Source organism: Paenibacillus sp. SORGH_AS_0306, assembly GCF_030819345.1.
GTDB lineage: Bacteria > Bacillota > Bacilli > Paenibacillales > Paenibacillaceae > Saccharibacillus > Saccharibacillus kyungheensis.
This window is the reverse complement of record NZ_JAUTBP010000001.1, coordinates 4,007,021-4,019,588: the sequence shown is the minus strand read 5'-3', so window position 1 is coordinate 4,019,588 and position 12,568 is coordinate 4,007,021. Positions and strand designations below refer to the sequence as shown.

Annotated in this window: 10 protein-coding genes; 4 read left to right on the top strand and 6 right to left on the bottom strand. The window is 39.9% G+C overall.

Annotated elements, in window-relative coordinates:
- Positions 1 to 57 precede the first annotated feature (57 nt).
- The 3 genes from QE450_RS17725 (at position 58) to QE450_RS17715 (ending at position 5,107) form a co-directional block, all read left to right on the top strand.
- A complete protein-coding gene (locus QE450_RS17725; RefSeq protein ID WP_307300964.1) occupies positions 58 to 765 on the top strand; it encodes a hypothetical protein in 708 nt (235 codons plus the stop codon).
- A gap of 64 nt (positions 766 to 829) precedes the next feature.
- Positions 830 to 1,969, top strand: coding sequence for a toxic anion resistance protein (locus QE450_RS17720; RefSeq protein ID WP_307300962.1), 1,140 nt, complete (start codon positions 830 to 832; stop codon positions 1,967 to 1,969).
- A 234-nt stretch (positions 1,970 to 2,203) separates the two neighbouring features.
- Positions 2,204 to 5,107, top strand: a complete 2,904-nt coding sequence (locus tag QE450_RS17715; protein WP_307300959.1) for a glycoside hydrolase family 3 protein — start codon at positions 2,204 to 2,206, stop codon at positions 5,105 to 5,107.
- 294 nt (positions 5,108 to 5,401) lie between these two features.
- On the opposite strand, the gene QE450_RS17710 is transcribed toward QE450_RS17715, so the two are convergent.
- From QE450_RS17710 to QE450_RS17690, 5 genes are all read right to left on the bottom strand, one after another.
- Positions 5,402 to 6,214 (bottom strand): TraX family protein, encoded by an 813-nt coding sequence (locus QE450_RS17710; protein WP_307300956.1) that lies wholly within the window; start codon positions 6,212 to 6,214, stop codon positions 5,402 to 5,404.
- Between the two features lie 695 nt (positions 6,215 to 6,909).
- A complete protein-coding gene (pstB, locus tag QE450_RS17705) occupies positions 6,910 to 7,665 on the bottom strand; it encodes a phosphate ABC transporter ATP-binding protein PstB (protein WP_307300954.1) in 756 nt (251 codons plus the stop codon).
- Positions 7,666 to 7,708: 43 nt separating this feature from the next.
- Positions 7,709 to 8,638: a phosphate ABC transporter permease PstA gene (gene pstA, locus QE450_RS17700; protein ID WP_273613868.1), complete on the bottom strand. Its 930-nt coding sequence runs from the start codon at positions 8,636 to 8,638 to the stop codon at positions 7,709 to 7,711.
- Positions 8,635 to 9,561 carry a phosphate ABC transporter permease subunit PstC gene (gene pstC, locus QE450_RS17695; protein ID WP_373461997.1) on the bottom strand — a complete coding sequence of 309 codons (927 nt, stop codon included), beginning with the start codon at positions 9,559 to 9,561 and terminating at the stop codon, positions 8,635 to 8,637. The genes pstA and pstC overlap by 4 nt, the downstream gene beginning before the upstream one ends.
- A gap of 147 nt (positions 9,562 to 9,708) precedes the next feature.
- Positions 9,709 to 10,638 (bottom strand): phosphate ABC transporter substrate-binding protein, encoded by a 930-nt coding sequence (locus tag QE450_RS17690; protein ID WP_307300951.1) that lies wholly within the window; start codon positions 10,636 to 10,638, stop codon positions 9,709 to 9,711.
- A 221-nt stretch (positions 10,639 to 10,859) separates the two neighbouring features.
- On the opposite strand from QE450_RS17690, the gene QE450_RS17685 reads away from it, so the two are divergent.
- Positions 10,860 to 11,738, top strand: coding sequence for a DMT family transporter (locus tag QE450_RS17685; protein ID WP_307300948.1), 879 nt, complete (start codon positions 10,860 to 10,862; stop codon positions 11,736 to 11,738).
- Positions 11,739 to 11,834: 96 nt separating this feature from the next.
- Here the strand turns inward: QE450_RS17685 and QE450_RS17680 are convergent, their stop codons facing one another.
- Positions 11,835 to 12,515, bottom strand: coding sequence for an ArsR/SmtB family transcription factor (locus tag QE450_RS17680; protein ID WP_307300946.1), 681 nt, complete (start codon positions 12,513 to 12,515; stop codon positions 11,835 to 11,837).
- Between the last annotated feature and the right edge of the window lie 53 nt (positions 12,516 to 12,568).

The following is a 12,568-nucleotide window of genomic DNA, read 5'->3' as shown; positions in this document are numbered from 1 at the left end:
ATCGTATGTTATTAGAATAGAGTAGTATGATTTTAGACGAAAGGCAGGCGAACCGTAATGACGTTTTGGAAAACGTTTGGAAAATCGACTGTAGGTGGTATCGTAGGATATCTGGCAGGCATATTAGCAGGATTTTGGTTTGCAGAAGATTATATTACATTGATCTTCCCGGTGGTGGGGACGTTATCCGGTGTGGTCTGGGCGAAGCTTAGCAGTAATCCTACCGCTAATCTAGACAAGCCACTGGCAGAACCTGTTCATATCCAAGAATCAAGTGCAACCGATCGACCTCTTACGTCTACCTTTACCGAAGATCGTCCTGTCAATCGTCTTTCTTCATCTAGTCCTGCTCCTGTTGTAGAACAAGAAGCTGTACCTCCTATTTTCCAGCCTGTGCTTGAGTATTTGGCTGTATTGGAAGATATGGTTATCTCTGAAGGACAAAAGAATAATCTGGATAACGAGATTGTTGAAAAGTCCTGTTCGTTGTTTTTACGATTACAACGGGTATTGCCGATGTTAGGCGAGCTTCATAACGATGAGATCAATCATACGGTGAAGCGTCTTGTGCTCAAAGATTTGAATAGTATTATCAATCCATTTCTAAGACTGAGTGGCGAAGCCAAATCCAAAAATAGACGTGTATTGTTGGATGGGATCAAAGATGTAGATAGCCGGATTACTCATATCGTCAAAACGATTGAACATAAAGACTTGATGGAGTTACAGACAAGAGCAGAACTTCTTCACCAACGCTACTCCTGATTGACGGTACAATATCTATTTCAGTATGAAGAAGATGTTTATTGATAATAAGGAGGAAGAACTTATGGCAAGTCAACCAATTACGTTAAAAAAAGAAGATGAACACAAAGTGATGCAGGAAGCATCGATGATTATTCAGCGGGTATCGCAAGCAGATCAGATGCAGTTAGATACATTGATGGACGAAGTCGGTAAGCTTGGGATGCAGACACAAGAGCGCGCAGGACAGACGCTACAGATGCTAGACCGTCCGGTGAATGATCTTATGAGTGGCAAATCCAAAGAAGTGTCTAACCTAATCCTATCGCTTCGTAATGAGTGTGAAGAATTACAACAAAGTAAAAATGTAGGCCTATTCGGTAAATTGTTACGCAAATCACCGATCAAAAATTATGTCTACAAATATCAATCTGTCAAAACAAATGTCGATGCAATCGTAATCGGGCTTCGTGATGGAAAAGACAATCTCGAAGAAAATATGATTAGTATGCGTACACTCAAACGCAATTCATTAGAAGAAATTTATCAACTCCAATATAAGATCGAAATGGGTAACAAGCTGAAAGATTTATTTGAAAAAGAAATTCAGAAGCCTGAGAATGCGCCCCGAAAAGTATACTTAGAACGTGGTCTACGTAAAGTGGTCACTCGTATTCAATCAATGACTGAAAATATTATGCTGTTTAATCAAGCGATTGCGGCAACCGATATCGTCAATGATACGAATGATAAGTTGATCGATTCGGTCAATGACTCCGTCTACAAAGCAGCGAACTTAATCAAAATTTCAGCGATGATTGCACTTGCTATAGAAGATCAAGAACGTGTAGCAAATGCCGTTGAAAGTGTAAATCAGACAATCGAAGATCAATTTAAACGCAATGCAGAAATGCTCAAAGTAAACAGTGAACGTTCCGCAGAATTACTTAAAAAGCCAGCGATGTCTCTAGAATCGGTCAATCAAGCAATCAATGATCTGATGTCTGCCCTGGATAACTCGGAACAATCGAACCGCGATATTATTGCGAGTTGTAAAGACTACACTGTAAAATTATCCGGTATCAACGATATGATGACTAAGCGTCTTGGATTAGATAGTGTAGATGCGAAGAATGATCCGATCGCATCAATTACTGGTTCTGCGCCATCATCGGTACCAAGCTCATCACCTTCACGCGATCCGTTAGCCGATTTATTAAAATAAAAATAATACCATCAAGAACAGTGTTCCTTTACAGGGGAGACTGTTCTTTTTTGTTTATTCTGATCACTAATTATTACGCTAATTAGTGATGGGTGATTTGGTATGTAAGGGCTTTCTTTTGAATATGTATTGTTTTAATATAACAATGAGGTATAAAGCGTAAGAGAAGTGGATAGAACGATAACCTTCTACATATCTATAAAATAACGATAAACTTAAAGGAGATATAACAATATGGAACAAACTCAAAAATACGTATTTCAGGATCATACCGTAGATATAGATACTCGTGTAAAGGATTTGGTATCGCATTTAACAGAGGAAGAAAAGATCGAATCCATGTTACAGTATCAGCCTGCTGTCGAGCGTCTGGGACTGGCAGGATATAAGCATGGTACAGAAGCGGCACATGGCATAGCATGGCTAGGCGAAGCTACTTTTTTCCCGCAACCGACAGGATTGGCTTGTACGTGGGATGCTGACTTGATGAAGAAAATCGGTAATGTCATTTCAGATGAAGCTCGGGTAGTGTACAAACGTAATCCAGAAGTGAATGGATTAACTTTATGGGCGCCTACAGTAGATATGGAACGCGATCCGCGTTGGGGGCGTAACGAAGAAGCATATGGTGAAGATCCCAAATTGACCGGTGAGTTGACCAGCCATCTTGTGCAAGGGATTCAAGGCGATCATCCTACATACCTCAAAGCAGTAGCGACATTAAAACATTTTCTTGGTAACAATAATGAAGTAGAACGGGGTAGTGGTTCATCGAGTATTGATCCGCGGAATATGCGTGAATATTATTTAAAAGCGTTTGAACAGCCTTTTGTAGAAGGTGGAGCCAAGTCGATGATGACCGCATATAACTCAATCAATGGCACGCCTGCTATTCTTCATCCACTGGTAAATGAAGTCGTCAAAGGCGAATGGGGAATGGATGGATTTATCGTTAGCGATGCAGGCGATGTTATGGGAATTATGAATGATCATCATTATTACGATTCTCATACACCAGGTGTTGCAGAGTCTGTCAAAGCTGGAATAGACAGTATCACCGATGATGCAGAATTATCCAAAACAGCTTTGCGCGAAGCTTTGGCTAATGGTCAGCTCACATTTGAAGATATTGATGGGGCTTTATTCAATACGTTTCGTGTTCGCTTTCTATTAGGGGAATTCGATCCTGCGGAACTGAATCCATATGCTCATATCGGTGAAGAAGCGATGATGACTCCAGAAGCTCAAGCGCTATCACTGGAAGCTTCACGTAAATCAATAGTATTACTCAAAAATGACAATCAGACTTTACCATTATCCAAAACGACTACTGGAAATGTAGCTGTAATCGGAGAACTTGGTAATGTAGTGTATCGAGATTGGTATTCAGGTACTTTGCCTTATGCAGTTACAGCGGTAGAAGGAATTCAAGGTAAAACGGCTGGAAAAGTAGTATATCAAGATGGTAATGATCGGATTACATTGACTTCTACAGCAACAGGAGCGCCATTGTCGATCCAACCTGATCCAGTAACAGAAGCAGGCAGTCAGCCAGAAAAATCAGTCAATCCAAATGAATTGAATCTCAATAAACCTATTACAGGGATACTGAGCGCATCGAGTGAATCTACTACAGAGCAGCATGTATTTGAATTGTCTGACTGGGGATTCGGCAGTTATACATTACGTTCTCCAGAGCAGAAATATTGGACAACTAATGATGAGCAAGCAATCGTAACTGCATCTGCTGATGAAGCGTATGGTTGGTTTGTAAAAGAAGTCTTTGGACTTCAACCTCAAGCAAATGGTAAAACGACCATCACTACATGGAATGGCAAAATCGTTTCGGTAGATCCAACTTCCGGTCAATTAACAGTGATAGAATCATCAGAAGCGATCGATGAGCAGTCTTCTTTTGAGAAAAAAGTGATAGAAAATGGATTAGAGCAAGTCATCGCTGCGGCTCAATCAGCAGATACTGCTATCGTATTTGTAGGCAATAACCCTTTAATTAACGGAAAAGAAGAAATCGATCGTCCTAGTTTAGAATTAGCAGCATCTCAACTTCAAATGGTACAAGAAGTATACAAAGTGAATCCGAACACAGTGGTAGTGGTTGTCGGAAGTTATCCATTTGCGATGGATTGGGTGGAAGAACATATTCCTGCGATTATTTATCTTTCTCATGTAGGACAAGAGTTAGGCAATGCGGTAGCTGATGTATTATATGGAGATTATGCTCCAGCAGGTCGTCTGAATATGACGTGGTATCGTTCTGAAGAACAGCTAAGTGATATTCGAGATTACGATATTATTCGTACAGGTAGAACATATCAGTATTTTGAAGGTGATGTTTTGTATCCTTTCGGTCATGGTCTAACGTATGGGAATTTCCAATACAGCAATATTCAAGTAATCTCGTCTGAATTAGAAGCAGATGAAGTGATTGAATTATCTGTACATGTCGCTAATATCGGTGAGATTGATAGCGAAGAAGTAGTGCAATTGTATACTCGTGCCGATCATTCTCGTGTAAAGCGTCCGCTCAAAACATTACAAGCGTTCCGCCGTATTCATGTGGAAGCAGGAGCATCACAGACCGTACATTTTACAATACCTGTGAAAGAATTAGCATTCTGGGATGTCACACGTGATCAGTATTGTGTGGAGTCGGGCACGTATACTTTGATGATTGGACGTTCTTCAGCAGATATTACTCAGCATATCGGTATCAAAGTCAATGGAGAAGTTATTCCTGCGCGTGACCTGACAGTGAGCACACGAGCTGAAAATTATGATAACTATCATCAAGTATGGCTTGGTGAATCCAAAGAAGGTGGCGCTGTCGTAGAAGCTATTACAGACGGGGCATGGATACTATTCCAAGATGTAGATTTTGGTACAGGGGTAGAGCATTTTGAGGCTCATATCGCTACGACCGAAGATCAAGCGAAGATCGAGATTGTATTGGATCAAGTAGACCAAGCCAGTGTAGGCGCTATAGTGCTTAACACTGCATCAGGTGAGCAAAGCTGGAGCACAGAGCAAACAGCCATCACAGGCGTTACAGGGAATCATGATGTCTATCTCAAGCTTGCTAAAGGGGTGCGAATCTCTACATTTCAATTTGGATCATAATCGGCAATAGAGGTTTATTGTACAGAGACAAAGCTATGCAACAATAACTATTGTGGTTCATGATTAAATTGATAAATAGGTAGTTCAGCAACCACGACAAGTGCAATCACAACGACTACAATAATCACACCTGCAAAAATAAATCGATCAGCCATAAGATCATCTCCTTATATTAAAAATAGTAATAACATCTAGTCGAATTAAACATCAAAGTAAATACAATCGCAATAACATCTAACAGATATCGTTCGTACTTATAAGACGAACGATATCTGCTTTTTGTATCTAGCTTGTTTACCGTTGTACATAATAAGCAAGCACATATAGAAAATAAATATGAGCAGGGTAAAATAGATAAAAGAAATATTTCATACTTCGTCCTTTTTCCCCGTTATATAACCAGATCGGAATAACAGCAAAGATCATCAGCCATTGAAAATTATTGTCTAGATCCAGTAGAGAAGTCCCGGAGGAAAAGCCAATCACTAACGAAAATAAGATCAATACAGCCAGTTGCGCGAGACGATATTTGCGTAATAGATAGAACATGATGCCTAGTACAATAAATGGGAATCCACCTTCTATGAATAGAGGTGTAGGTAATATATATATAAGATAAAAGCTCCAAGATGGAACATGTTCTTGCGTCAACAGACTTAGTATGGCGAAGCTTAGTACTATTGGAACCGCCATAAGTCCAATCATACCTAGCAGTTTCCACCACTGATGTTGACGAATACTTTGAACCAAATAATCAATAATCAGCATATAAAGTACAGTTAGAAATAAAGTGCCAAAAATATTATTCATCAATACAGTTTCTGAAGGAAAACCTATTTCCAGAGCTCGACTCACTATGTGCATACCGACATAACCTATATACAAATGAAGTAAATATTTAAATCGGTTACGAGTATAATGAAATCCTTCTGCACTTAAAAATAAAAAGATAGGTGCAACAATTCGACCTAACCATGTAAACCATAGCGGTACACCTTCAATATAAAAAAATTCATACACATGATCAAAAACCATCAACAGTATCCCTAGTAATTTAAGTTGAAAATGATTGAGTGTAATTCCTTTATGAAGTGTTAGTGTAGACAATATCAGTCACCGTCCTTTAATAGATAGCTCAAGCATAAAGGACAAGCGTATGATGTAACTATCGATTTACCTTAAACTTTGCTTACATGCCATTTAAGGTTCTGTTCGTATGTATAGGAATATAATGGTGATATAGCTAATTGTATTCGAAATCTTAAAAACGCTATCATAATTCGTTAATCTATCTGAAAAAACAAGTTGTACTATTAAAAAAATCATTTTTTTTGCTAAATTAGACTGTAATGTGCACAGTACAATATGATATAATAGTTTTACACAAAGTCTACTTGTAGGCATAAAGAAATAACCCGTTATGATGCGTCAACATCATAACAGGTTACACGACAGTCAGTGGGCGACCACGGTATGAAATCCTATAAAATAGCTACAAGAAAACCACCGGAAAAGAGGCCGTTAACCTAGTCCCGGTGGTTTTTCTTGTCTTTGGATTTTTTCGAGATCGAATACAATGTATATAAGCTAATCAGAATACTGATCACATTATCACTGGCATTCAATATCTTAAAAATCCATTCCAGAAATGACACGGCGCCACCCCCTTTCGGGACGTTCACACCGCATCAATCCACCGGTTCAGCTGTCGTTGTTCATTATAGCATTTGTACGAATAATCAACCACTAAAAATAGCGTAAAAAAGTTTATTTTATATGTTATAAATATAAAAAAAGACGCTTCATCCGAAGCGTCCCATAATATAATCTTGAGTTGATTGTTGAGTTGGATTGGTGAAAATCGTATCGGTTTCACCATGTTCCATCAATTTACCCAAATAGAAGTATGCTGTATAATTCGATACCCGTGCTGCTTGTTGCATGTTGTGGGTAACAATAACGATGCGTAGTTCATCTTTCAGTTCACTGATCAATTCTTCGACTTTACCTGTAGACACTGGATCAAGTGCAGAAGCGGGTTCATCTAGTAGCAAAATCTGTGGTTTTACTGATAACGCACGCGCTATACATAGACGTTGTTGCTGTCCACCGGACAAAGACAAAGCAGATTCTTTTAATCGATCTTTGACTTCGTCCCAGAGTGCGGCTTTACGTAAGCTAGACTCTACAATTTCATCCAGTTGTTTGCGATTTTTGGTTCCATAATAACGAGGGCCAAACGCAATATTTTCATAGATCGATTTGAAAAATGGGTTAGGGCGTTGCCATACCATACCGATCCGTTGACGAAGCTTGATTACATCTGTAGAAGAGGCAGTCAGATCAATGCCATCCATCCAGATATGACCTGTTGTGCGAGAACCCGCGATCTCATCATTCATCCGATTCAAAGAACGAAGAAATGTAGATTTACCACAACCGGAAGGACCGATCAGTGCGGTAACACTTTGTGCCGGGAAAGACATACTTATATTTTTAACGGCTTGATACTCACCATAATAGATGCTCAAATCTTCTGTACTAAAAGGTAATGCCATTGAGAAATTCCTCCTTAAATTCACTCCAAAAGCAGATCAACTATTAATTCATTCGTCTTGAAGCGGTCATATAACGATAAAGAGTGCGTCCTAAGAAACGAGCTAATAGATTGAAGATTAACACCATAATTACAAGTACAGCTGAAGCGCCTGCTGCAATCTGCGTAGCATCTGGAGCAATACCTTCACTGTTTACTTTCCAAATATAGACCGCTAATGTCTCAGCCGGACGAAGAGGATTGATTGGCGAACGCGGACTCAGTGGATTCCAGTTCGAGAAATCAAGTGGCGGTGTACTCATACCTGCTGTAAATAATAGAGCTGCCGCTTCACCAAATACACGACCAGATGCCAAGATAGTACCTGTAATTAAAGAAGGAATAGCAACCGGTAGCATAATCGAAGTGATGATTTTCCACTTGGATAGACCGAGTGCAAGACCTGCTTCTTTTTGCTCTTTGGGAACACCTGCAAAAGCTTGCTCGGTAATCCGTACCATTAACGGTAAGTTAAAGATCGTCAAGGCAAGTGCACCGGATAGTAAAGAGAATCCAAGATTAAATGTATTTACGATTAACAACAAACCGAACAAACCGATAACGATAGAAGGGAAAGAAGATAATACTTCTACGACCAAACGAATAAAGTTAGTTAACTTACCCGGTTTGGCATATTCAGACATATAGATACCTGCTCCAAGACCAAGTGGAACAGTAATCAACATCGTTAAGAATAATAAGAATAAGGAGTTAAACAACTGAGGCCCAATTCCTCCGCCAGCTCGCATCGTCTGCGGAACCGTTGTTAAAAAGCTCCAACTGATATGTCCAAGTCCACGAAATAAAATAAATCCAAGTAAACCAATTAGAATCGCTACAATCGCCATTGCAAAAGTAACGATGAGCACAGTCGCCACTTTATCAGTGGCTTTCGCGCGTTTTCTTGCTTTGTGATTGACTTTTACTGTGCTCATAACCGGTTTCTCCTTTCAAGTAGACGAATAATCAAGACGAAGACAAATGTCATCAGCATCAAGACAAGCGCCATACTCCACAACGCATTATTCTGAATAGATCCCATCGCTGTGTTACCCATACCCAGTGTGATTACGCTGGTAAGAGTCGAAGCAGATTCCAGTAAGGATGTAGGGATATGTGGTGAGTTACCAATAACCATCTGCACAGCCAATGCTTCACCAAAAGCACGAGCCATACCCAGTACGATACCTGTTAACAATGCAGGCATTACTGTTGGCAACACTACACGATAAATCGTTTGCCAGCGTGTAGCACCTAGCGCATACGAAGCTTCACGTAATCCGCGTGGAAGAGAAGCGAGAGCGTCCGCAGCAACACTCGTAATCGTTGGCAAAATCATAATAGACAATACCAGTGCTCCTGCGCCGATCCCAATTCCTTGTCCGCCTACATGTTCACGTAGAAACGGTACAATGACACTCAAACCGATAAATCCGTACACCACCGAAGGAATACCTGATAGCAATTCAATCGCTGGTTGAAGGATACGTTTACCAAAGCTAGGTACAATCTCTGTCATAAATAAAGCTGCCGAGATACTCAGCGGGCTAGCGATTAATGCTGCAAGCACAGTAACCATAAATGAACCTGTAATAAACGGTAATGCTCCAAAAGAAGGCGTATCTGCTTGAGGATTCCAATTTGTGCCTAAGAAAAATTCTTTTAGACTTACGCCATTGACCGCAAAGGTAGCCACACCTTTAGATGTTACAAAATAAACAATCGATATAATAACAGCAATCAGAAATACGACACAGATAGACGTGTAAATTTTACCGATCCAGTCTTCTACGCGATGCTTTTCCATAGGCCAGGCGCGCCTCCGTGCTTCTCTTGGAGTTGTGTTGGATTGCTCCATACGTTAAAACCTCTTTTCTTCAACTTAAATGGTAATGATTAGAAATTTTCGAGCTATAGTAAACGTGAAAAGAGAGGCGGATAGTCCGCCTCTTCCAGCTATTGCCTTGGAAACGTGAGTTTCCTCTTTTCACAGTATGGTTATTCATTACTTCGTGATCTTACCATCCACATCACGTTTTACTTGCATACCAGAGATTGAGATATACCCAAGATTTTTAACATCACCATTCTGTACTTCGTCAGTCAACATGTAATCAAGCAAAGCTTTTGTTGCTGCATCAGGCTCGCCTTTTGTATACATGTGCTCATAAGCCCAGACAGGGTATTTACCACTTTCAACGTTCTCTACGTTAGCATCAACACCATCGTATTGAATCGCTTTAAGGCTATCATCAAGGTAAGAAAGAGCCAAGTAACCGATAGCACCTGGAGTTTCAGTTACCAATTTCTTAACTGTTCCTGAAGAATCTTCTTGGATTGAACCTGCCAAATCTTCTACTTTTTGTCCTAGAGCAAATTTCTCATAAGTTGCACGAGTACCTGAGCTGCTTGGACGGTTAACGATAACGATAGCTTGATCTTTACCGCCAACATCTTTCCAGTTTTTCACTTTACCAGTGAAAATATCGATTAATTGTTGTTTTGTTAAGTTTGTAACACCAGCTGCTTCGTTCGCTACTGTTGCAATCGCAACAACCGCTACTTGATGATCAACCAATTCTTTTGCTTTATCAGCATCTAATTTTTCTTCTGCAAATACATCAGAGTTACCAATGTTTGCTTGACCTTCAGATACTTGAGTCAATCCTGTACCACTACCGCCGCCTTGTACTTGAACGGAGATGTTAGCATATTTTGAATCTGCCATGAATTTCTGAGCGACTTGATCAACCAATGGTTGTAATGCAGTCGATCCTACAGCAAGCACGGACCCGCTAAGTTCTGTACCTGTGGAAGCTTCTCCTGTAGTACCAGTTGTTGACCCTGACCCTGTAGTACCTGTGTTAGACCCACAAGCAGCAAGCACAAGAATCATCGTCAGTGTAAATAATAAAATTGGCAGTTTTCTAGACATCGTTTAAATCTCCTCCCCCTAATTAAAGGACCATACGTTTATGTTTTATTTTTGACTACTCACTTATTGTAGGGGGGCAATGTTAGGTGTAAGTCCGAGTTTTGTAAACTCTGTATTAAAATTATACGAAATATTGTATTCCATACTTCGATCAGTATTGAACTATTTTGCAATTATAATCAGAACAGCGAAACGAAAAGAACAAAATAGGGAGATTTGAGATGAAGAAGTGGACGTTTATAGTGTTGATTGTGTTAACGACTTTTTTGATGGGCTCTTCTTTTGCAGTAGGTAAAATAGGGCTAACGTATGCTTCGCCATTATATTTGGCAGCTTTGCGTTTTATAGTGGCAGGGGTTGTGATGTTAATAGTGGTAATTGTTTTACGGAGACCACGCCCAACTGGAAAACGGAATTGGGTGAAAATAGGGGTGATCGGCGCTTTACAGACAGCAGGTGTAATGGGATGTATTTTTATCAGTCTACGTACGATTACCGCAAGCGAATCGTCTATTTTGACATTTACCAATCCATTACTGGTTGTGGTGTTGGGGACGATTTTTTCAGGGATACGCTATAAATGGTATCAGTGGGTTGGTGTGTTATTGGGAGTGATCGGTGTCTCTATCACTGTAGGCGCACAGGTAGAATGGAAAATAGGTATCGTATGGGGTTTAGGTTCAGCGATATTCTGGGCGACAGCTACTTTGTTAGTGAAAAAATGGGGTGTGCTATTTGATACATGGGTATTGTCTGCGTATCAGATGTTATGCGGAGGGATCATTTTATTATTACTTAGTCTGACTTTAGAACAGCCATTTTTTATCTGGAACCATGAGTCGATATTGATTTTGTTATGGTTAAGTATTTTTTCTTCTATTATTCAATTTGCTGTCTGGTACTATGTGTTGCAACATGGTGATCCGGGGAAAACCAGCTCATTTTTATTTTTAGCGCCTTTTTTCGGAGTATTGTCCGGTTGGTTACTGCTTGGAGAAACGTTATACCTTTCCAGTATTGTAGGAGGATTATGTATTATAGTAGGAATTTATCTGGTCAATCGTCAATTTCAGTCTAAAAAGGAATCTATCAGTACCTAAGAATCGATCCAGACATATTACTGTACGTTGTGAATATTTCCTATACATGAAGATCAAAAATAAACATCTGGAAAGGATAAACGTACAGCTATATGATCAAAGATCGAATACAGTGTGCAAACCAGCTGTTCCGAGTTCAGTCACTTTAACCGCTCGAATCGAAGGGACTCGTACAATCCAGCCGATATCAAACAAATGATTCATCAGCCCTTGCCCTAATGCGCCACCTAAATGATGTCGACGTTCACTCCAATCCAGACAAGCATGGGAAAAAGAACGGCGTTTACGCTTGAGGACAGGTAAGTCGATCCCGAAATGAGTAAAAAAGGTCTCCCCTTTAGCAGTGATTACAAATTCAGTATCGCCTGTAGTGATGTACTGGTTAGCTAGCATTGAATCGGTTAGATCTACACCTAATTTGCCAGCTAAATGATCGTAACATGTACGTGCTTCACGCAATAATTGAACTTGAGTCGATTGTCGTAACGACTGTACTTTGGGCGGAGCAGAGATCGTTAGAAATGACTCTAACATAGAAGCGATATCTGTATTAGCTAACTGATAATAACGATGTCGACCATGCTTCTCAAACGTAATGAGTTGACCTTCGATTAATTTGGACAAATGAAAACTAGCAGTCTGCGGTGTAATGTCTGTCATCAATGCCAGTTCACTAGCAGTATGAAAACGTCCATCCATTAGACTGGTCAAAATAGTAGCTCGTGAAGGCTCGGCTAACAAAGAAGCCAGTTCAGCAATATTGGGATTAATACTCATCATATAGTCCTTTCTGTGTGATCTATTTAGCTCTCATTGAAATCAATCATAAC